The organism is Bradyrhizobium sp. G127, from assembly GCF_021502575.1.
In the GTDB taxonomy this organism is placed as follows: Bacteria; Pseudomonadota; Alphaproteobacteria; order Rhizobiales; family Xanthobacteraceae; genus Afipia.
The window spans coordinates 921,286-943,268 of sequence record NZ_JAKFGN010000002.1 but is presented as its reverse complement, the minus strand read 5'-3'; the positions used below and the strand labels follow the sequence as shown (position 1 = coordinate 943,268).

Here is a 21,983-nt window from a genome sequence, read left to right as displayed (position 1 = left end):
AGCGGTTAATAGATTTTTAATCATCGTTAACAACGCGAGGGTTAACACTTTAAGAAATCAACAGTTTTAGAAAGCACTTTGGTACTTCGCGGCAGCGGCACGGCAAAAAAGTGGCTAAATCACGGCGGGAACATCGTACGTTTCGTTAACCAATGGTGTGATTGCCTGAGCATCCTACCGGCCGGATTTGATCCGGCGCTGTCAGCAAGTTCGGAACGCTCATGCCGCTTCAGATGGAGCATTTGACCTGGATGCCGTCGCCCCCGCTCGTTCCGGAAGATTCCGCTATCGATGTTCAGCATCTCGGACGCATGACGCTCGGCGAAGCGGCTCTGGAAACCGAAGTTCTTGCGTTGTTTGCGGCTCAAAGCCACGATCTGGTCGGCCGGCTGTCGGAGATTCCAGCGGATGCGGCCGCGCTCGCTCACACGCTGAAAGGCTCCGCGCGCGCCATCGGCGCATTCCGTGTTGCCGACGCAGCCCTCGACCTTGAAACGGCCATCATGAACGACGGCGACGTGCCGCGTGCGATCGCTCTGCTTCGCCACGCCGTGGATGAAGCCAGGATCGCGATTGACCGGATGTTGAACCGGTCCTGACGGCCTGATCCGGCTCGGCTTTTATCCCCAGCGGATCACTAGCGTCCTGCGGATTGACCCGTTATAGGACTGCTCGAACTGAATTATCCGGGCAGCGCGACAATCATGGTCAAGATCAACTTCACCGATCACTCAGGCACAACCCGCACCGTGGATGTCGAGGCGGGCGCGACCGTGATGGAAGCTGCGATCCGCAACGCGATTCCGGGCATCGAAGCCGAGTGCGGCGGCGCGTGCGCCTGCGCGACCTGCCACGTCTATGTCGACGAGGCCTGGCGCGAGAAGGTCGGCTCGCCGACCCCGATGGAAGAGGACATGCTCGACTTCGGTTACGACGTGCGGCCGAACTCGCGGCTGTCGTGCCAAATCAAGGTCACCGACGAACTCGAAGGTCTCGTGGTGTCGACGCCGGAGCGTCAGGCGTAATCGCCGGGCGTCGTGACGGCAAAGCGAAAATTTTTACGTCATGGAAACAGAGGCGTGAAAATATAAATGCGCTAAAGTCTTACGTCATGAAAGCTGATGCAAAGCCTCGCCAATTCGCGGGGCTTTTCGATTCATGAACTTCGCGATGTCCTCCTTGCGGAGGCTTTCACAGCGGAACGTGTGGCAGATCGAGCTGCGGCTGTCTTCTCATTGCGCGCAGACGGGGGCCTCACGGGCTGAAAACCGGACTCTTTTCAGAGATGTGGCGTCGCGACCACAGGCATTCACGCGTTGAGAACGGCTGCCCGCACGTCGCCGGGCGTCATGCCGTAGGCATTGCGAAATGCGCGATAGAAAGTCGCCAGACTGTCGAACCCACAGGCGTAAGCGATATTCGCAACCGGTTCCGCCGGCATGGTCTTTAGCCGCTGCCGTGCTTCCTGAAGCCGCACGGCCAGCAAGGTTCGCGAGAAACTGATCCCGGTCGGCTCAAACAGAAGATGCATCTGCCGCACCGAGATCGCGAATGCGCTGGCGACCGTCACGGGCGACAGGTCGAAGCGATAATAATTACACCGTAGCATGTCGCGAACGGCCTGCAGCAGTCCGAAGCGCAGCGCGGCGCGGCTCTCGGGTGAACCGATCGAAACGCGGTCGCGCGCCAGCAATGCCAACTGGGCCAGATGCTCGACGGCCCGGTCGTAATTGGCATCGGGGTTTCTTGCCGCCTCCGCCACGAGCGCGTTGAATGCAGCCGAAATGGCTCGCTGCAGTCGTGGGTCGTCGCGCAGCAGCGACGGGGGAAGGTCGCGGGCGCGAGGCGCGAATGCGTCACGTCCCGCCAGCGGAATCTTCAGCACGCGCAGGTCGAAGCCGTGCGGGGTCGCCGGCGTGGTGAGGTAAGGCAGGTCCGTATGGCTGACGGCAAGCCCGCCCGCCGGCACAACGAATTCGCCGCCGCTGCTGGCGTCGAACCAGCTCGCGCCGCCGACCTGCTGAAAAATGCACAGGCTGTCGCTCGAGGCGCGGGAGATGTCGGCGGCGCTGCGCGACACCTGGTACGGCGAAGCCTGCATTTCGCTGAGTATCGCGCCGCCAACGGCGCTCGCTGAGAAACGGCCGTGGAAGTGCAGCCGCTCCTCCCGCCTCAAGGAAATCGTGACGCCGAACAGATTGCGGGCGCGCACTTCGCACCAGTGGTCGAAGCGCTCGTGCGGACGGATTTGATCGGTTGAGAAAGTCAACGTCACGGAGGCTGCCACTTTGTCGCGAGGCCTACACGGGATTTAGAGGCGATTGGTTGCGGCGGCAACACCAATCGAGGCCTGCCGTGCTATTCGCGCAGCAGCCAGGGCTGGAACCGCTCAATGATGTCCGCTGTCAGCGGCGTCGGCTTGCGCGTCGCTGCATCGACCAGAACAGTGACCGCTTCCGCCGAGGCCGTACAGACGTTCCCCGCGAACACCGCCTGAGCGAACCGTGCCGAGGTCCGGCCGAGCTTCGAAACGCCGATGCCGAGTTCGAAACTGCCGGGCCAGTGCATCTCGGCGCGGAAGTCGATGGCCAGATGCACCAGCATCCAGCTCAGCCCCTTCGGCATCAGGCCGCGGTCGCCACTGCGCAGTAGCGTGACGCGGCTGGTCTCGAAGTAGGTCGCGTAGACCGCGTTGTTGACGTGCTTGTTGGGGTCGAGATCGCCGTAGCGGACATTGTCGGTCAGGCGGAAGGGATAGTCGTCCAGCCTGAGGCCGGGAATGGGGCGGGTCGGCGCGTTCACGTCTTCGGTCTCCTTGTTGAGACCTGCATACCGGGAAATGTTGTCGTTTCACAAGACGTTATGGCAGGCATAAGGTGCCTGAATTATCCCTTTCCCCCAGGGGCCGTCTTGGCTAGACAAGCTGCGAAAAGCGGCGGTTCCGCCCTTGCTGTCTGAAGCGCCCTCCATCCGAACCCGCAAAGACCACCCATGACCGACATCATCAAAACAGACGTCCTGATTATCGGCGCCGGCCCCTGCGGCCTGTTCGCGGTGTTCGAACTCGGGCTGCTCGATATGAAGGTGCATCTGGTCGATATTCTCGACAAGCTGGGCGGCCAGTGCGCCGAGCTTTATCCGGAGAAGCCGATCTACGACATTCCGGCCGTGCCGATGGTCACCGGGCAGGGCCTCACCGACGCCCTGATGGAGCAGATCAAGCCCTTCAATCCGACCTTCCATCTCAATGAAATGGTCGAGACCATCGAGAAGATCGGCGATCCGCTGTTTCGCGCGACCACCGACGCCGGGCAGGTGTTCGAGGCTAAAGTTATCGTGATCGCGGCCGGCGGAGGCTCGTTCCAGCCGAAGCGTCCGCCGGTGCCGGGCATCGAAGCCTATGAGGGCACCTCGGTATTCTATGCCGTGCGCAAGATGGAGCAGTTCCGCGACAAGAACTTGCTGATCGTCGGCGGCGGCGATTCCGCGCTCGACTGGGTGCTCAACCTTCAACCAATCGCGAAGCGCGTCACGCTGCTGCATCGCCGCGACGATTTCCGCGCCGCGCCGCATAGCGTCGATCAGATGCGTGCGCTCGTTGCCGCCGGAAAGATGGACCTGAAAATCGGTCAGGTCACCGGCCTCGAAGGCGCGGACGGCATGTTGTCCGGCGCGCTGGTGAAGGGCGGCGACAACGCGACCTTCAAGATCGATTGCAACACAATGCTGCCGTTCTTCGGCCTGACCATGAAGCTCGGTCCGGTGGCGAACTGGGGCGTCAAGCTCGAGAACAATCTGGTGCCGGTCGATACCGAAGCGTTCGAGACCGATGTGCCCGGCATCTTCGCCATCGGCGACATCAACACCTATCCCGGCAAGCTGAAGCTCATTCTCTCCGGCTTCCACGAGGGCGCGCTGATGGCGCAGAAGGCGAGCCGCTACGTCTATCCGGACAAGCGCGTGGTGTTCCAGTACACCACCTCGTCATCCAGCCTGCAGAAGAAGCTCGGCGTCAACTGAGCAATCGCGTAATCGTGTCGTACGCCTGAATCTGGACCGTCTAGACTGCAATTCATCCCAGTTGCCACCTTGGGAGTGATTGCATGGGTTTCTACGGTCGTCATATCGGGCCGCGCATCGTGAGCGCACTGTGTTCGCTCGAGGATATCACCGAGCAGCGGCGCATCGTTCTGCCCAAAGCACACGGCGTCGTGCTGGAAGTCGGCATCGGTTCGGGCCTCAATCTGCCGCATTACGATCCTGCGAAGGTTGTCCGCGTGATCGGCGTCGATCCGGGCGAGGGGTTCGTCGCGCTCGGCACCAAGCGCTGGAGCAACTCGCCGGTGCCGTTGCAGTTGATCCAGGCGCCTGCCGAGAAAATTCCCCTCGAAGACAACATCGCCGACACCGCCGTGCTGACTTACACCCTCTGCTCGGTATCGGACCCCGTGGCTGCGTTGCGGGAAATTCGGCGGGTACTCAAACCCGGTGGCATGCTTCTGTTCTGCGAGCACGGCAAGGCCGAAGAGGCATCGGTTGTTCGCTGGCAAGACCGTCTCAATCCGATCTGGAAGGTGATGGCGTGCGGCTGCAACCTCAATCGCGACACCATGGCTCTTCTGACCGGTGCAGGGTTTGAGATCGGCGCGGTCGATCGCTTCTATCTGCCGCATGCGCCGAAGCCGGTGGCGTTTCACTGCCGCGGCGTCGCGGGGGCGCCCGCCGTGTAGCTATTGCGCCCGCGGCGTCACCGGCGCGATCGGCTCGCTGGTGACCTGGGCTTCCGACAGGCCAAGGCCCAGCACCGACGTCGCCGCCGGCAGCGCGGCGTCCGCCATCGCGGCATGGCCTTCGGCAGTTGGATGAATCGCGCCGCCATAGACAGCCGACAGCACGCCCCATGTGGCGTCGTGAATGTCGCCCGGCTGGTTGGTCGGCGCTTTTTGCGCCTGCGGATAGGTCATCGCTGTGAAGTAGCTGTCATTGGCGTCGCGGATCCAGCGCGCGCGGGGCGAATAGGCTCTGAAGTCGCTGGCGCCTGCACCGCAGACAAGCGGATTGTTCGCCGCGTTGACGATGTCGCTGACAAAGCTCTCGCCGGTGGCCGAGAAACATTCGCGGTCGAACGGCGGATCGCTCTCCGCGCGCGCGCAGAAGCCGTGATTGCCAAACTGCGCCTGATGCTGGTCGACGAAGGTCATGCGGTCGCGGCTGTTGTCGCCGCACAACACGCCGCCGCTGCACAGCGCCAGCTTCTTGAGCGCGGGCAGAAACTCGCTCTGCACGAACTCCGTCACCTCGGCGAGCCGCTGCGGATCGGCGTTGAACGCCGGATGAATGTCGAAGCCCGCGCGGCCGCCGGGGCAGGGCGCGCCGTTCAGCAGCGACGGGTTTGCGTAGGACACGTATAGCACGCGCGACAGGTCGCCGCCGACGAACGGCTTCAGCGCCTGACGCAGCTTGCCGAATCCGCGCGGCAGATCGGTCTGTAAAATGGAACGCGCCTCGTCCACGGAACTGATCACCCCGGTGCGCCGCGACAGCGCGCGCTCGGTCTGCCGTTCGACGATGACGTCGGCGACGAGTCCTGAAAAATCCACGTCGTTGGCGCCGACGGAGAGCAGCACGAGGTCGAGCTGCCGGCCCGGCTGGCGTTGCGAAGCGGCGTTGAGCGCTTCGCGCAATTCCGCGACCTGCGCATTCACCGTGCCCTGACAGGTGAACCCGTTGCGGCCGACGACGCATTCGCGGGCGCGCTGCGAGCCGAGCATGCCTTCGGCGATGGTCGCGCCGGTGCAGGCCAGCGGCAGATAGGTTACCGCGATCTGCGGATTCTGCACCGCCAGCGTGATCGCCATGCGGGTCTGGTAGCTGTAGAGCGAGCGATGGCACGCGGGATTGAGCCACTGCGCGCCGGCGCGCTGCCAGTTCTGCAGGCTGGTGCCGTCCGACGTGTCGCAGGCGCGCGCGCCCTTGAAGCCGGCGCGGCCGGGACGGAAATACATACCGGTGGGGCCGCCGAGATAGGAGCGGAAACAGAAGCCCTCATCGCTCAGTGTCACGGCGCGATCCGGATTACCTTCGCCCGATGCAATCGAATCGCCGAGGCCCGCAATGAAGATGTCGCGCACGGCGATCTCGGTGGTGACGCGCTGCGGCGCGTCGGGGCCGCTCGACACATCGACGGTGACAGGGGTGGGGCGGCCGTAGCGGACGCGCAGATTGATCGGTTCGGCGCAATCGACCGTCGATTGCCGCGGCGGGTCGCCGTCACTGAACGTCCAGGCGCAGGTCGCGCCCACCGGCACCGCGCCGGTGAGACGCACCGTCACCGGATGATCGAGCGGGGTGAGATAGCTTTCCTTGACGTTGTCGCGGGTGCAGGGTTCGCTGACGCGCCCTGATGCATCGATACAGAGCCGCCCAACCGTGTTGCGCGCCCAGCCGCGCCCATCGCTCTGGGTTGCCAGCGTCTGTTCGGCTTCAAGGATATTGCGGCCCCGAAGCGATTCCACATGGAGCAGAAAGTCGCGCTCCTCGCGGAACAGGCGGAAGCGGTTGCGGACTTCCCACGAAATCTGCATCCCCACGCCGGGCACCGGTTGCACGGGCTCTGCGGCCGGCGATGCGGAGGGGACCAGCGGAGTTTGCGCCGTGGCGGGAGCAGCCATCGCACCGCCGAGCGCCGCGATCAAGAGGCAAGCCCTGAGCGAAAGGCGAATAACGCGCGAATGGATCATGCTGGTTTTGAAGCCGACGGATGAGGCCAAAATGTGGGGTGCCTTCGAAGCCTAGAGCGCCCCCGCAACCCCTACAAGCCACATCTTTGTGCGGCGACTATTCCGCTGCCTGCTTGGTCTTTACTTGCTGAGGCGACGATTGCGCGACAGCGGGTGCGGGCCGGAGTTTCCGGCTTTGTTGCCACGGCTGGATCACGCTGAGCCACAATTCCCGGACGCCCAGGATCGTAATCGAGGTCGCGAACGGGATCAGGAAGTAGAGAATGCGGAACACCAGCAAGGACGCCAGCAGATCTTCCTTGCCGAGCATCGGCAGCCCGATCAGCATGGCCGCGTCGAACACGCCGAGACTGCCCGGCGCATGGCTGGCGAAGCCGAGCAGCGTCGCGAGAATGAAGACGACGGACAGTGTGACGAAATCAAGATCGGGATGCGAGGGCGCGAGCAGATACATCGCCAGCGCGCAGAAGCCGAGATCGACGACGCCGATCAGGATCTGCAAAAGGGTGAGCGGCGCGGACGGGAGCGCGACTTTCCAGCCGTCTTTGCCGAGTTGCCGGCGGCCCCGGCCTGTCGCGATCCATGTGAGATAGACGGCAATGCCGGCGAGCAGTCCCAAACCGATCAATTGGTTGATGCTCTCCGGCAGCAGATCGATGGAGGCGGCGGCGGCGGGATGCCAGATCATGCCGATGCCGAGCACGAAGGTGTTGCCGAGCCAGAAGGTCAGGCCCGAGATGAAGCAGATCTTCGCGACATCGATCGCGGTCAAGCCCCAGTCCGAGTAGATGCGGAAGCGGATCGCGCCGCCGGTGAAAACCGTCGCGCCGATGTTGTGTCCGACCGTGTAGCTGGTGAAGCTCGAGAGCGCCGCAATGCGGTAGGGCACATGCATCTTGCCGATGGTGCGCAGCGCGAACAGGTCATAGAAGGTGAGGGTGAAGAACGCGCACAGCACGCACAGGGCCGCCATCACGATCTGGCCTTGGGACTTCTCCGCAAGCGCAGTCAAAACCATGGCTGTATCCACACCCTTCAGGGTGCGGAACAGATGCATGATCGCGATGGAAACGATCAAAAGGCTGGCGGCGATTCCGACCTTTTTCCAGCCGATTTTTTCTCTAAAGACACGCCCCAGCGTGCTCAACAAGTGCTGCATTCGTCCTCCCGGCAGGGCGCGAATTCTATAAAAGCCGATTGAGGCGACAGTGAGCAAGCGGCTGCGACGGTACTCATACGCGAAATCCCTGCTTTGGAAAATAGGCCGTTATGCAGCGCGGAGACTTGACGCAGCACAAGAAAATCGCGTGGCGCAGATGTCATATGCGCTTCACACGGGACCGCTGTCCCTCGTGAGCGTCATCATTAATATGGGAAATGAGGACGGTGTTTCAAAGTGCGGGCGGCCGCTCTGTTCCCTCCGTTCAGGGTTTTCTTTCATGAACGAGGAACAAATGAATATGCCTCAAGGCAAGACGGTCATTGGCGTTGATGCGAGTGGATCGCAACGGTCGCGACCGCCGCAAATCTACGGCTGCGGCTCCATGCGGGATAAATGGGGCATAACGCCGCGTCGCTTTAGGCCCGCGGCATTTTTTCAGACGCGGCGCAGCGCAAATTGCGCGCCGCAAAATGACATCACCGCTCCGAGGCACAACGCCACCACGGCGGCCAGAACGCCGGACAGCGTCGGGATCTGGCTGGGTGCAGAGGCTGCCTGTCCGGCGGCCATCAGCATGATGATGCCGACCGTGATCAGGAATTGCCGCAGCCGCAACGGAATCTGCCCGGACACTGCACCGTGCATCAGCGACGCGGCGATGAAGCCCGCCAGAAACGCCACTCCCCCGATCAGCCACCACGCCAGCGCCGCGCGCGCGGGGATCAGGCCCGGCGCGTCCGATTTCCATAAATCGGCAAGATTGAGATCGAAGCGCTGGATAATGATGTGAATGCCAAGCGCGAGCAGCACGCCGAACAGGATCGATCCGGCGAGAACGATATGACGCGAGAAATAGGCCGGCTTTGCCATCGGATATTTCGTCTGAACGCGTTGTGCTGCTATGACTTGTAGAACGCCTGCCATCTGACGCGCAAGCAAGGATGGACAGCTGCTCGCGATCGATCGAGGATTTCCATGCTCTCGCAAATATTCAAGACCGGACTGCGAGGAGAGGCAATCGGCTCAGTGGCCGCTAGCGACGGCACCCAGTATATCTTCAAGCCGTCTCTCGTCGGCGGTGCATCGCAGTTCGATCTCACAGATGATGGCCTGTCGTGGCAGGCAAGGGGAAAGAAGGGCGTTTGGCCACTGGAGAAGATCGCGGCCATTCGCCTGTCGTATCGTCCGGTGTCGATGCAGTCACGGCGATTCCGGACCGATATCGAGGACACGCGCGGCGAGCGCGTCACGCTCTATTCGACGACGTGGCATACGGTGGCGCTGATGTCGCCGCAGGATAACGGTTACCGCGCATTTGTCATGGAGTTGCACCGGCGTCTTGCTGACATAAAAAGCCGGGCCGTGCTGGTCGTCGGGATCAATCCGAACATCTATCTGGCGGCGATGGTGGTCATCGCGATTGTTGCCATCGCCATGCTGGGTTTGCTGATCCGGGCGCTGCTCACGGGTGAATTCGCCGGCGCGCTGTTTCTCGTCGGCTTCGCCGCGCTGTTTATCTGGCAGATCGGCGGCTTCATGCGCCGCAACAGGCCGCGCAGCTATACGTTCGACGCGCTGCCCGAGGACGTTTTGCCGTAACGGATGCTGTCGTGGGCGATGGGTCAGCTCGGCCGGGCTTCGTTGGCCGGCCCGGCCAAACCTTACCGCCCGATGATGGGGATCACCCTCCGGCGGCGCGTCAGCGTATCCCAAGGCGATGTCGGGGAGAAGCCAGCAGGAGGGCCACAACCACTTTGTGATCTTTGTCGCGCGGCGATAGTCGCTAAATCAAATCCTAGTGCCGAACCACCAGGACCGAACATTTCGCATAGCGAACCACGTGGCCCGCGTTGGAGCCGAGAAAATAGCTTTGCATCGAGGGCCGGTGCGAGGTCATCACGATCAGGTCGGCGCCGATGTCGGCGGCTTCCTCCAGGACCTCGTGATAAATGCCGCCCTGCCGCACGGTGATCGAAATGCGCCGGCTCTCGATGCCTGACTCGCGCGCCACGATGGCGAGCGCATCTTCCGACGATTGCCGCTGCTGGATCTCGAAATCCGGCGGGACATATTCCGCCAGCATCACCGGCGTGATCGGCATCACGTTGATCAGCCGCACCGTGCCGCCGGAGGATTTTGAGAGCGACGCAGCAGTCTCGATAGCGGGTTTGGCGAGATCGGTGTCGGCAAGGTCGATGGGCACGAGGATGGACTGAAACATCGGTCTCTCCGCTCAGAAGCTAGTGGTCCAATTCTAACATTCGCATCCGCTGTTGGCTGGGTGGCGAATGTCAAATCCACTCCACTAGGATGACCCACGATGAATTCCCCGATGGCAAGATGCAAGGCGATTGCGCGATGCGTCGGCCGTTCTGCGGCTACTCGCCGCCGGATTCCTCTCTCAGCAGTTTCGGGCTGACGAACCGCTCCAGCCGTCCGCTGCGGAAGCGGACCTCATCCCACTCGTCGGTTGCGAAATCGATCACCGCGACGCCCGCTGTCGGCAGGTTGGAATCCAGCGCCCGCCGGCCTGCCGGATCGCCGCCGGAGATCAGGCCGAGCGCCAGTTCGTGCAGCCCGGGGTTGTGCGCGACGATCAAAAGGCGCTGCGGGTCCGCGCTCGTCGCGCCGTGAATCACGCGCAGCAATTCGGATGTATCGGCTCCGTACAATTCCGCCACATGCTTCGCTCGTGTGGAGGGCAGGGCGGCGCGCAGCAGTTCCCAGGTTTCCTGCGCGCGCACCGCGGACGAGACCAGCGCGAGGTCGGGACGATAGTCATTTAGCGCCAGCCATCGGCCGATGTCCGCGCCGTCCTGCTTGCCGCGTTCGTCGAGGCGGCGGTCCTGATCCTTTCCCGACGGGGCGTCCCGCTCGGTCTTGGCATGGCGCAGCAGGATCAGTCGGCGCATATCGCGATCTCGTTTCAGTGGGCGTTCGAACTTCGCACACTAGTGTCCTGAACCCGAAGTTCGCCTCGATTTGCAGCGCGTTCCGTAGCGAACTTCGGATTCAAAAGGACACTAGAAAATTACGATTCTAATGTGGTTTGGTTGGCAAGTCCGCAGATGATCGTGCCGAGAAAATGTTGCGGACTTGTCAACCGCCACATTAGGGCATGAGCCGAAATAGTGTACAAGCGCATGGGGAATAAAGTGGCAGACCTGAGCGCTGTTACACCCATAAAATGGATGTTTGGGGCAGGCTATTTCCGGGAAGGTGGTATGGACGGTTCTCCGCAGAATTCTTCGACAGACGTGTCCATCCGCGAACGACTGACGTTCGATCTGGATGTGGATATCTGTGTCGTCGGGGGAGGGCTCGCCGGCCTGACAATGGCGCGGGAGGCCGCCCTGATGGGCGCAAGCGTCGCGCTGCTCGAAGGCCGCAACATCGGCTGGAATGCATCGGGCCATAATCTCGGAACCGTCATGCCCGGTTACGGCGTTGCGGTTTCGGATCTGATCGAACGTGTCGGCTTCGACGATGCCCGCGCGCTCTGGTCGCTCGCGCAGGAAGGCGCCGACTACGTTCGCGCGACTGCGAGTGGTACGCCCGGCGCTGTCATGAGCGAGGGGGCGTTGGAAGTCTCCAAAGTCGACGCCGGCGATGAGCTCATCAGCCGGTTGCAAACTCTTGGAGAAGATTTCGGTACCGAAGTGGAAGGCTGGCAGATCGATCGTGTGCGCGAAACGCTGAAAACGGATCGTTATTTCCATGCGATCCATTTTCCGAAAGCCTTTCAGATCGACGGGCGGCGATATGTGCACCGCCTCGCTGAACTGGCGGAAGACGCCGGGGTACGGATTTTCGAAGACACGCCGGTCGTCAGCATCGATCCGGCCGGCATCCGCAAGCGCGTTGCAACGCCGTCGGCGAAGCTGCGCTGCTCCCACATCGTATTCGCGGGCAATGCGCATCTCGGTGCGCCCGGCCGGCGTCTCACGGCGACGCTGCTGCCGACCTGGCGCTACGTTGCCTTGACCGAACCGCTCGGCGAGCGTCTTGCCGGCGCGATCACCTTTCGGGGGGCGGTGGCCGATACCCACGACATCGATCATTTCCGCATTGTCGATGGCGACCGGCTGTTGTGGTCGAGCCACGAGACCACATGGCAGGGCGATCCGCGGCGTTATGCGAAACGTATTCAGAGCCGCATCGCATCGATTTTCCCGAAACTTGGCCCGGTCAAGATCGCCGACGCATGGAGCGGCATGTTCGGGCAGACGGTGCATGGCATGCCGCAGATCGGCGAACTGCAACCCGGTCTCTGGGTTCTCAGCGGTTTCGGACGTCAGGGGCTGAATACGACTGCGATGGGCGGCCAGCTTGTGGCGCGGGCGATTCAGCAAGGCGACGACCGCTGGCGGTTGTTCTCTCCGTTCGAACTGGTCTGGGCCGGTGGCGCGGCAGGGCGCATGGCCGGGCAGGTGTTCGGCGTGTGGTCGCGCGGACATTCCGCAGCGGCGGGAGCCTTGTCGCGTTTTCGCGAGCGCGCCCGAGGACGCGAGCAGGCGCGGGAGCGGGCTCGCGCGGCGCGCATGGCCGAGGCGCAGGCCAGGGCAGTGGGGCGTCGCAGTGCCATGCCGCCTCGCGAAGGCAGCGGCGGTTCGGCTGGCGGTGCTTGAATAACGCGCCGGCGGCGGGGTTATTGGAACATCGGGGGCTGCTATGGCCGGGAAGTTCGTGGCCTCGCGGGAAAGTGAGCCGTGGGCCACAACCTTGCTGTAACGTTTCGCGGACTGGACCGTAGATCGTGATGGACAGCCTGTTTCCCGATCTGCACGGAGCTTTGACCATGATCGATCGCCGCATTCTGCTTGCATCCGCAACGTCCCTCGCCGCATTCTCGGCCTTCCGCTGGCTCGGGATGGGTGGCGGTGCCAATGCCGCCGAGAGATCGGGAGCGGAAAAGTTCGAGATCGAGAAGACGCCGGAGGAGTGGAAGAAACAGCTCTCGCCCGCCCAGTATAATGTGCTGCGCGAAGCGGGCACCGAGCGCCCGTTTTCCAGCCCGCTGAACAAGGAGAAGCGCAAGGGAACCTTCACTTGCGCAGGCTGCGATTTGCCGCTGTTCTCGTCGGATACGAAATTCGAGAGCGGCACCGGCTGGCCGAGTTTCTATCAGGCGCTTCCGAACTCCATTCTCGAGAAGAAGGACACCACTTTTATGATGGTGCGGACCGAGACGCTTTGCCGCCGTTGCGGCGGTCATCTCGGCCATGTGTTCGACGACGGCCCGAAGCCAACGGGGCTGCGCTACTGCATGAACGGGCTCGCCCTCTCGTTCAAACCCGCGGACGGTTCCACGACCTGAACGAGCGGCAATTCTTGCCCGCTAGGCAATTGTGCCCCGGTTATTCCACCGGGGCATTTTTGTTAATGTATTGATTTTGTTAGAATAATTTATTGGCATAGGGCTTGCGATCTCTTCCTTCGAACACGGCCATGACGATGGACACGGGCGGGCCGCCCGGATCGAAGTTGGAGAAAATGTAATGGGTCTCTTTGGCGCTCTCACCACGTCCGTCGCGGGCCTTCGTGCTCAGTCCTACGCGCTGGAAAACATCTCCGGTAACATCGCGAACTCGCAGACGACGGCGTTCAAGCGCATCGACACGAGCTTCCTCGATCTCATTCCCGAGACCGGCAACACGAATCAGCTCGCCGGCAGCGTGGCGACCGCGTCGCGCGAGACCAACACGGTGCAGGGCGACGTCCAGAAGGCGGCCGTTGCCACCTACATGGCCATCAGCGGCGACGGCTTCTTTGTGGTGCAGAAGCCCGGCAGCTTCACCGACAACAATCCGATCTTCAACGGCGTGGACAACTTCACCCGCCGCGGCGACTTCACGCTCGACAAGAACGGCTACCTCGTGAACGGCGCCGGTTACTATCTCGAAGGCCTTCCGATCGATCCCTCGACCGGCAACGTCACCGGCAGCAACCCGCAGGTTCTGAAATTCGGTAGCGACTTCCTGCCGGCCCAGCCGACCACTGTCGTGACCTATCGCGCGAATCTGGCCTCGTATCCGCTGACCTCGAAGCACGACACCTCCGTTCCGGGTTCGGAACTGATCAACGTCGGCGACTTCAGCGTGAACCCCAGCACCGTCGGCACGCCGCCGCTGCCTTACCTCGACAACGCAACCAGTGGCTCGTCGGTCAATAGCGCCCTGACCACGCCGACCAAGATCAATGGCTCGACCACGTTGGTGGGCGGCACCAACGTCAACTCGCTGGCGGCAGGTTTCGTTGTCAACGACACCATCACGGTGAACGGCTTCACCATCACGTTCACCGACGCGACGAGCGTTCCGCCGAACCAGGACGACGCGACTCATATCCCGGTCGGCAGCACCGTCGATCAGCTCCTGGACAAGATCGATGGATTGAGCGGTAACGCCTCGCTGTCCTCGACCGTCAACAACGGATCCGTTGTTCTTCACACAGGTCTCACGAGCAATCTGGCTGTCAGCTCGAGCAATGCGACCGCCTTTGCGGCTCTCGGCTTCTCGGGTCCGGTGGCGGTGAACCGGCTGGGTGGTGGCCTGCCAGGTTCCGGCACGGTGATCGGCTCCGACGCTGCGACATTCATTTCCCAATCGATCGGCGGCGGCGCCACGACCGGTTATGACATTTCCGGTTCGCCGGTGAGCATCCAGTTCCGCTGGGCGAAGATGGACAGTTCGACGCTCGGTCCCGGTCACGTCGACAAATGGAATATGTTCTACCAGGTCGATCCGAATGCGACGGGTACGATGACGGCGTGGCAGAACATCGGCACCGACTTCACCTTCAGCGCGAACGGTCAGCTCACGCCGGCGGTGGCTTCGGTCATTCTCAACAATCCGACGATCAGCGGCATCACGCTGAACAATGTCACCGTGAACTTCGGTGTGAGCGGCTTGACATCGTTTGCCGACGCCAACGGCAACGCGCAGGTCAACGACATTCACCAGGACGGCTTCCCGGCGGGTTCGCTGCAGACGGTTTCTATCGGCGACAACGGCCGCGTGGTCGGCAACTATTCCAACGGTCGCAACATCGATCTCGCGCAGATCGTGCTGGCGACGTTCAACGGCGCGAACTTCCTCAAGCGCATTGACGGCGGCGCGTTCGAGGAGACCGATCAGTCCGGCGCGGCCGTCTACGGCAAGGGCGGTTCCATCACCGGCTCTGCGCTCGAGGGCTCCAACAGCGATATCGCGGACGAGTTCACCAAGCTGATCGTCACGCAGCAGGCCTATTCGGCGAACACCAAGGTCATCACGACTGCAAACCAGATGGCGCAGGATCTGCTTAACGTGCTGCGATAATCGGCGTGTCATCGCGCGATCCTGAGATGGACAGTATGTCATGGGTCTGAGCCAAGCTCTTTCAACCGCGATGTCCGGATTGCGGGCGAACCAGGCGGCGCTGTCGCTGGTGTCGTCCAACGTCGCGAATGCGGAAACGCCGGGCTACATCCGCAAGACCGTCAGTCAGGTCCAGACCGCAGCCGGTGCCGGCGCGGGCGTCGAAACCATCGGCGTCAATCGCGTCCTGGATGCCTATATTCAGAGCCAGTTGCGGACGGAAACCTCCGGCGCGTCTTACGCAAGCGTGCGGGCGAATTTCCTCAACAATCTGCAAAGCATCTACGGCGATCCGAATTCGTCGGCGACGATCGAATCTGCATTCAATTCGCTCACCACCGCGCTGCAGGCTCTCTCCACGAGCCCGGACTCCCAGTCGGCGCGCACCGGTGTACTCAATGCAGCGCAAACGCTGGCGTCGCAACTCAATTATACTTCGCAGGGAATTCAGGGTCTGCGCAACAGCGCCGAAACCGGAATATCGAACGCCGTATCGACGGCCAACAGCGCATTGACCCAGATCGCGAAGATCAACCGGCAATTGCAGAGTTACCCGGGCCAGGATGCGTCGACGGCCGCGTTGCTGGATCAGCGCGATCAGTACATCACGCAACTGTCGCAACTGATGGACGTGCGTGTCGTCACTGGCGATGGCAATCAGCTTTCCGTTTATACGACCTCGGGTGTGCAACTCGTTGGCGGTGCCGATGCCGCCCTGTTGTCCTTCGACACACAGGGCACGGTCACGCCGGATTCGAAATGGAATGCCGATCCGGCGAAAAGCACGCTTGGGACGATCTCCATTTCCTATCCGAACGGTGGAAGCATCGATCTCGTGGCCAGCGGCGCGATCCGCTCCGGAGCTATCGCGGCCTACCTCGAATTGCGCGACAAGACGCTGGTGCAGGCGCAGGAACAGGTTGATCAGCTGGCGTCGGCAATGGCAAGCGCATTGTCTGATACGACGACCGGCGGCGTGCCGTATCCGCCAGCCACGCCGGCGCCGCCGCCCGGCACACCAGCCGGATTCGATCTCGATCTGTCCGGTCTTCAGACCGGCAATGTCGTTCATCTCACCTATACCGACACTGTCACCGGTACCCAGCAGAGCATTTCGATCGTCCGTGTCGATGATCCAAGCGTGCTGCCGCTGAAGGACTCCACGACGGTCGATCCGAACGACAAGGTCATCGGCGTCGACTTCTCGGGCGGCATGTCGTCGGTTGTGTCGCAGCTCAACGCGGCGCTCGGCGGCGCGAGCATTCAGTTCTCGAATCCGTCGGGATCGACCCTGCGCGTGCTGGACGACGGCGCCGGTGGTTTGTCGGATGTCAACGCAGCGTCGGTCACCAAGACAGCATCGTCGCTGACCGGTGGTGGCCCGCAGCTCGCCTTGTTCACCGATGGCGGTAATCTTTATACCGGAGCGATCACGGACGCGGGTTCGCAGCAAACCGGACTGGCGGGGCGCATTAAGGTCAATGCCGGGCTGCTGGCGGACTCGTCGCGTCTGATCGTTTACAGCACGAGCCCCACGACGCCCGCCGGCGACACCACGCGCTCGGATTTCATTCTGTCGCAACTGACGTCGGGCACCTACAGCTATTCGGCCACGACGGGCGTCGGTTCGAACGCGACACCGTACAAGGGAACGCTGCTCGGCTTCACCCAGCAATTCACCAGCTTGCAGGCGAACTCGGCGAGTGCGGCACAGCAGCTTTCGGATGGTCAGGACGTCGTGCTCAACACGTTGCAGAAAAAGATGGACGCGAGCTCGGGCGTGGACATCGACACGGAAATGGCGAGTCTGCTGGCGCTGCAGAATGCCTACGCGGCCAATGCCCGCGTGATGTCCACCATCAATTCGATGTTTCAGTCATTGATGCAGATTATGTGAGGGGTTCATGGCCATCGATGGCGTTAGCGGCCGGACATCATATCTCGGTTCGTCAATTCTCAACATCAAGAGTCAACTCGACTCCCTGACGGAACAGCTCGCTTCGGGAAAGAAGTCGACCACCTATGCCGGCCTTGGTGTCGACTCGGGCACGGCAACCAATCTACGGGCGCAAATTTTCGCCATTGCCGCCAACACCAATACCGGAACGGTCATCAACACGCGGCTCAATGTCGCGAACCTGTCGCTGCAAGGCATCAGCGACGCCGGCAGCCAGGTCAAGGGCGCGGCCGCCGGTGCCACGCTGACGCTCGACAGCGCCGGGAAAACCGCCGGGCAGAAAACCGCGATGGCGTCGTTCACGCAGGTGATCTCGCTTCTGAATACGTCGGTCGGCGGCCGCTATATGTTTTCCGGCCGCGCGACCGACACGCCCGCGACGCAGCCGGCCGATGTCATCCTGAACGGTACCGGCACGCAGGCCGGGCTGAATCAGATCATCGATGAACGCGGCCAGGCCGATGGCACAAGCAGCCTTGGCCGACTGGTGATTACATCGCCCACGCCGACATCGGTCACGATCGGTGAAGACGTCGCTGGATCTCCGTTCGGTTTCAAGCTCAGCGCCATTACCTCGACGCTGACGGGTTCGACCGTGACCGGTCCCGCGCCTCCGGCGGCACCTCCCGGCGCGCCTTCGGAAATGTCCGTCGCCCTTGGCGCGACCAATCCGAACAATGGCGACAAGGTCCGATTCACATTCAGCCTTCCGGACGGAACATCGGAAACCATCGAACTCACGGCAACGACGACAACGCCGCCTCCCGCCGGAAGTTTTCTCATTGGCGCGGATTCAACCGCGACAGCAACGAATCTCAACGCCGCTCTCAACACGGCGGTCGGTACGCTGGCCAATACGGCGCTGGTCGCCGCCTCGGCCGTTACTGCCTCCGACAATTTCTTCAGTTCGTCGCCGCCGCAGCGCGTCGACGGTCCTCCGTTCAACACTGCCACACAACTCGTGAACGGCACCTCGGCCAATACGGTTTCGTGGTACACGGGAGAAGACGGCGCCGATCCTGCCCGCGGAACAGCAGTGGCCGGGGTCGATCAGGCGATCAGCGTGCAATATGGCGCGCGCGCCAACGAGTATGCGTTTGTCGCGCAGTTGAAGAGTATCGCGGTCTATGCCGCGGTCACGACCGACGCCAGCAATCCGAATGCAAACGGGCAGCTCACCGCGCTCAACTCGCGCATCGTCGATAATCTGGCGGTGCATCCGGGGACGCAATCGATTCAGGACATTCAGGCTGATTTCGCGGGTGCCCAGGCTGCGATCGGAACAGCGAAAGACCGGCAGACCCAGACGGGAGCGATCGCACAGTCGATGCTGGATTCGATCGAGGGCATCAACGACAACGAAGTCGCCACCAAGATCATGGCCCTTCAAACCAGTCTGCAGGCGTCGTATCAGACCACGGCATCGCTCTATCAGCTAAGCCTGCTGAAATTCTTGCCGTCGCCCTAGCGTTTCGCAACTCTTTCCCTGAGCGCAAACGAAAAGGCTCCCTTCTGGGAGCCCGTTCGCATTTCAATCTGCGTGGTATCAAGCGGCAGTGCTAAGTCCGGCTTCGCGCGCTCCAGCCTGCTCGCCTCTGGCGCTGTCCAGAAGCTGCTTTTCGTAAGCGATCAGCTTCTTCGATTCCTTCAGCGCTCTATAGTAGTCGCCGCTTAAGATGTGGTTATTGATTTCCTCGATCATGCCGGCGGCGCTGGGCACCGCGGTCAGAAAATCGCGCATCACGTCGAAGTACACCGCATGGTGCTCCTGCGGATCGTGCGAGATGTACATGAGCTGGACCGCCAGATAGATCAGCTTGGCCGGCGTGTCCGCCGTGTCCGGCGTCAGGATGTCTTTCTCTCGCAAGATGGGCAGCCTCTCTCCTTCGATCAGGAACTTCGCGCGCTGATCGGTATTTGTAATGACGCACGAACCGACAATGATCTTCTCGTGCGGCTTGAGTTCAACCTTCAAAGCCATGGCGGTTCTCCCGTGCGGGCCGGTTGCAGTCATACCGGCAACTGACGCGATCCTTTCGCTTTATGGTTAACGCGAGGTAAACGGCCAGGCGACCCTACAGCGATGGGGTTTAAGAAATACCCCTGTCAAATCAACGCCGTCGCGTTTTGCGGGCGGCCCGCACACCGCGGTTTTCCGGACAGTTGAGCAAATCCGGTTCACACCTTTTTAGATTGTTGGTTCCAAGGTGCATCGGCTCGTCGATCGAAATCGGCGGCACGCTTGTACACGTTGCGTCACACCAGAAAGGTAGTTCCATGTCTGACATCGTTCTCTCGTCGTCGGTACGTCAGAACCTGCTGTCGCTCCAGTCGACCGCTGATCTTCTCGCGACCACGCAGACCCGCCTTGCCACCGGCAAGAAGGTCAACACCGCTCTCGACAACCCGACCAACTTCTTCACCGCTTCGTCGCTCGATGCGCGCGCCAGCGACATCAACAACCTCCTCGACGGCATCGGCAACGGCGTGCAGGTTCTGCAGGCTGCCAACACCGGCATCACCTCGCTCCAGAAGCTGGTCGATACCGCGAAGTCGATCGCGAACCAGGCTCTCCAGACCCCCGTCGGTTACACCAAGTCGACGGCGACCAGCGGCGCCAACGCCGGTGTGAGCGCTGCCAACCTGCTCGGCACGACGGCTGCCGTCACCAGCAGCGTTGCCGGTTCGACCCTGACCAACAACGCCACTGCAACCTACGCTGTGACGGCTGGTACGGCTGGTTCGGCACAGAACAACAACCACCTCGGCGCCTATCAGAGCGTTGCGGTCCCGGGTTCAGTGGTGCTGAACGACAACACGACCACCGCCGTCGGTATCACCGGCGCGACCAAGCTGGCCGGCGTCGCGGGTGCCGCTTCGGACAACCTGTCGACCAACTTCACCGCGCTCGATACCCTGACCGTCAACGGCACCACCATCACGTTCAACTCGGGCTCCGGCACGACGGGTTCGGCGACGGCGGGCACGCTGTCGATCGACATCACCACCGGCGACGTGCAGGACGTGGTCGACGCGATCGATGCCATCAGCGGCGGCGCGGCGGCGACGTTCAACGCCGGCGCGATCACGCTGAACACCGGCACCACTGCCGACCTTAACATCACCGGTACGGCTCTGGCCAAGCTCGGCCTCTCCGCCGCGGTCACCCCGCGCACCAACGCGGCTCCGACTCCGGCTGCGATTACTGGCGCAACCAAGCTGTCCGGCACCGCGACTCCGACTTCGGATGCGCTGTCGACCGCGTTCACCACCGCCGACACCATCGTGGTCAACGGCACGACGATCAACTTCACGGCTGCCGGCTCCGGCCTGCAGGATGCCACCCACGTTCGTATCGACGACGACGTAACCGCGCTGCTCGGCAAGATCAACGCGATCTCGGGCGGCACGTCGGCGATCAATGCAACCACCGGCGCCATCACCCTGAGCACCGGTACGGGTGCTGACATCACCACCAGCGGTTCGGGTCTTGCCAAGCTCGGCCTCATCGCCGAGACCATCACCCGCACCTCGACCCCGGCGACTGCTCCGCAGATCTCCGGCGCGACGGTTCTGAGCGGCGCCACCGGCACCGACTCGCTGACCTCGGCCTTCACGACGGCCGATACGATCACCGTGAACGGCACGACGATCAACTTCACGGCTGCCGGCTCCGGCCTGCAGGACGCCACCCACGTCCGGATCGATGACAACATCAATGCCTTGCTTGCCAAGGTTGATGCGATCAGCGGCGGCACGGGTTCGGCGGTTACCGCCGGCAAGGTGACGTTGAATGCCGGCACGGCCGCCGATCTCGTGATCAGCGGTTCGACGGGTGCTCTCGCCAAGCTCGGCCTCGCGGCCGGGACGACCGCGCGCAGCACTCCGGCGAATGCCGGCCTGAGCGGCCAGACCCTGACCATCGGCGCGACCGGCGGCGGCACGGCGACCAGCATCACCTTCGGCACTGGCGCCAACCAGGTCTCGACCCTCGATCAGCTCAATGCTGCCCTGTCTGCGAACAATCTGCAGGCCAGCGTCAGCACCACGGGCCGGATCACCCTGACCACGACCAACGATGCGGCGTCCGCGAACATCGGCGCACTCGGTGGCACGATCACGGATCCCGGCAATATCTTCGCCGGCATCACGGTCCAGACCGCGTCGCAGGATGCGGCTTCGCAGGCCACTCGCGCCAGCCTCGTTTCGCAGTACAACAACGTGATCGACCAGATCCGCACCACCGCGCAGGACTCGTCGTTCAACGGTGTCAACCTGCTCAACGGCGACCAGCTCAAGCTGGTGTTCAATGAAACCGGCACCTCGACCCTGAACATCACCGGCGTTCTGTTCGACCCGGCTGGTCTCGGCCTCGGCGCCCTCAACAAGGGCACGGACTTCATTGACAACGCAGCGACCAACAAGGTGCTGTCGGCCCTCAACGATGCCAGCAGCACGCTGCGGTCGCAGGCTTCGGCTTTGGGTTCGAACCTTTCGGTCGTGCAGGTTCGTCAGGACTTCTCGAAGAACCTGATCAACGTGCTGCAGACCGGCTCGTCCAACCTGACGCTGGCCGACACCAACGAGGAAGCTGCGAACAGCCAGGCTCTGGCGACCCGTCAGTCGATCGCGGTGTCCGCGCTGGCTCTGGCCAACCAGTCGCAGCAGAGCGTGCTTCAGCTCCTGCGCTGATACCGACGATACCGACACAAAATCAGGCGGCGGGGGAAACCCCGCCGTCTTTTTGTTGTCTGTCATAACCTTCT

19 protein-coding genes are annotated in these 21,983 nt (G+C 62.3%); 11 read left to right on the top strand and 8 right to left on the bottom strand.

Going from position 1 to position 21,983, the window contains the following annotated elements:
• The first annotated feature begins 221 nt into the window (after positions 1-221).
• Together LVY71_RS16645 and LVY71_RS16640 are read left to right on the top strand one after the other, a co-directional pair.
• A complete protein-coding gene (locus LVY71_RS16645) occupies positions 222-599 on the top strand; it encodes an Hpt domain-containing protein (RefSeq protein ID WP_235100957.1) in 378 nt (125 codons plus the stop codon).
• A gap of 105 nt (positions 600-704) precedes the next feature.
• Positions 705-1,025: a 2Fe-2S iron-sulfur cluster-binding protein gene (locus LVY71_RS16640; RefSeq protein WP_235100956.1), complete on the top strand. Its 321-nt coding sequence runs from the start codon at positions 705-707 to the stop codon at positions 1,023-1,025.
• Between the two features lie 284 nt (positions 1,026-1,309).
• On the opposite strand, the gene LVY71_RS16635 is transcribed toward LVY71_RS16640, so the two are convergent.
• Complete coding sequence (locus tag LVY71_RS16635; RefSeq protein WP_235100955.1) at positions 1,310-2,275, bottom strand: AraC family transcriptional regulator; 966 nt, start codon at positions 2,273-2,275, stop codon at positions 1,310-1,312.
• Positions 2,276-2,358: 83 nt separating this feature from the next.
• Positions 2,359-2,802, bottom strand: a complete 444-nt coding sequence (locus LVY71_RS16630) for an acyl-CoA thioesterase (protein ID WP_235100954.1) — start codon at positions 2,800-2,802, stop codon at positions 2,359-2,361.
• A 189-nt stretch (positions 2,803-2,991) separates the two neighbouring features.
• Here LVY71_RS16630 and LVY71_RS16625 point away from each other — a divergent pair, with 189 nt between their 5' ends.
• Together LVY71_RS16625 and LVY71_RS16620 are read left to right on the top strand one after the other, a co-directional pair.
• Complete coding sequence (locus tag LVY71_RS16625; protein WP_235100953.1) at positions 2,992-4,020, top strand: NAD(P)/FAD-dependent oxidoreductase; 1,029 nt, start codon at positions 2,992-2,994, stop codon at positions 4,018-4,020.
• 83 nt (positions 4,021-4,103) lie between these two features.
• Positions 4,104-4,730 carry a class I SAM-dependent methyltransferase gene (locus tag LVY71_RS16620; protein WP_235100952.1) on the top strand — a complete coding sequence of 209 codons (627 nt, stop codon included), beginning with the start codon at positions 4,104-4,106 and terminating at the stop codon, positions 4,728-4,730.
• Here the strand turns inward: LVY71_RS16620 and LVY71_RS16615 are convergent, their stop codons facing one another.
• The 3 genes from LVY71_RS16615 to LVY71_RS16605 form a co-directional block, all read right to left on the bottom strand.
• Entirely contained in the window at positions 4,731-6,740 is a 2,010-nt protein-coding gene (locus tag LVY71_RS16615) for an SGNH/GDSL hydrolase family protein (protein ID WP_235100951.1), read from the bottom strand.
• Between the two features lie 97 nt (positions 6,741-6,837).
• Positions 6,838-7,899 (bottom strand): lysylphosphatidylglycerol synthase transmembrane domain-containing protein, encoded by a 1,062-nt coding sequence (locus tag LVY71_RS16610; RefSeq protein WP_235100950.1) that lies wholly within the window; start codon positions 7,897-7,899, stop codon positions 6,838-6,840.
• A 438-nt stretch (positions 7,900-8,337) separates the two neighbouring features.
• The gene (locus LVY71_RS16605) at positions 8,338-8,772 is read right to left on the bottom strand and encodes a hypothetical protein (RefSeq protein ID WP_235100949.1); all 435 of its coding nucleotides are present in this window, start codon (positions 8,770-8,772) and stop codon (positions 8,338-8,340) included.
• A 105-nt stretch (positions 8,773-8,877) separates the two neighbouring features.
• Here LVY71_RS16605 and LVY71_RS16600 point away from each other — a divergent pair, with 105 nt between their 5' ends.
• Entirely contained in the window at positions 8,878-9,501 is a 624-nt protein-coding gene (locus LVY71_RS16600) for a hypothetical protein (protein ID WP_235100948.1), read from the top strand.
• A 196-nt stretch (positions 9,502-9,697) separates the two neighbouring features.
• Here LVY71_RS16600 and LVY71_RS16595 read toward each other — a convergent pair whose 3' ends face one another.
• Positions 9,698-10,123, bottom strand: a complete 426-nt coding sequence (locus tag LVY71_RS16595; protein ID WP_235100947.1) for a universal stress protein — start codon at positions 10,121-10,123, stop codon at positions 9,698-9,700.
• A gap of 157 nt (positions 10,124-10,280) precedes the next feature.
• Positions 10,281-10,814 carry a SixA phosphatase family protein gene (locus LVY71_RS16590; protein WP_235100946.1) on the bottom strand — a complete coding sequence of 178 codons (534 nt, stop codon included), beginning with the start codon at positions 10,812-10,814 and terminating at the stop codon, positions 10,281-10,283.
• A gap of 312 nt (positions 10,815-11,126) precedes the next feature.
• Between LVY71_RS16590 and LVY71_RS16585 the strand changes: the two genes are divergently transcribed.
• The 5 genes from LVY71_RS16585 to LVY71_RS16565 all read left to right on the top strand — a co-directional run bounded on the left by LVY71_RS16585 (position 11,127) and on the right by LVY71_RS16565 (position 18,685).
• A complete protein-coding gene (locus LVY71_RS16585) occupies positions 11,127-12,530 on the top strand; it encodes an NAD(P)/FAD-dependent oxidoreductase (RefSeq protein WP_235100945.1) in 1,404 nt (467 codons plus the stop codon).
• A 170-nt stretch (positions 12,531-12,700) separates the two neighbouring features.
• Complete coding sequence (gene msrB, locus LVY71_RS16580; RefSeq protein WP_235101527.1) at positions 12,701-13,219, top strand: peptide-methionine (R)-S-oxide reductase MsrB; 519 nt, start codon at positions 12,701-12,703, stop codon at positions 13,217-13,219.
• Between the two features lie 181 nt (positions 13,220-13,400).
• Complete coding sequence (locus tag LVY71_RS16575; protein WP_235100944.1) at positions 13,401-15,221, top strand: flagellar hook-basal body complex protein; 1,821 nt, start codon at positions 13,401-13,403, stop codon at positions 15,219-15,221.
• A 40-nt stretch (positions 15,222-15,261) separates the two neighbouring features.
• Positions 15,262-17,157 carry a flagellar hook-associated protein FlgK gene (gene flgK / locus LVY71_RS16570; protein WP_235100943.1) on the top strand — a complete coding sequence of 632 codons (1,896 nt, stop codon included), beginning with the start codon at positions 15,262-15,264 and terminating at the stop codon, positions 17,155-17,157.
• A gap of 7 nt (positions 17,158-17,164) precedes the next feature.
• The gene (locus LVY71_RS16565; protein WP_235100942.1) at positions 17,165-18,685 is read left to right on the top strand and encodes a flagellar biosynthesis protein FlgL; all 1,521 of its coding nucleotides are present in this window, start codon (positions 17,165-17,167) and stop codon (positions 18,683-18,685) included.
• 78 nt (positions 18,686-18,763) lie between these two features.
• On the opposite strand, the gene flbT is transcribed toward LVY71_RS16565, so the two are convergent.
• Complete coding sequence (flbT, locus tag LVY71_RS16560; protein ID WP_235101526.1) at positions 18,764-19,198, bottom strand: flagellar biosynthesis repressor FlbT; 435 nt, start codon at positions 19,196-19,198, stop codon at positions 18,764-18,766.
• Between the two features lie 296 nt (positions 19,199-19,494).
• Here flbT and LVY71_RS16555 point away from each other — a divergent pair, with 296 nt between their 5' ends.
• Positions 19,495-21,909, top strand: coding sequence for a flagellin N-terminal helical domain-containing protein (locus LVY71_RS16555; protein ID WP_235100941.1), 2,415 nt, complete (start codon positions 19,495-19,497; stop codon positions 21,907-21,909).
• Positions 21,910-21,983: the final 74 nt, after the last annotated feature.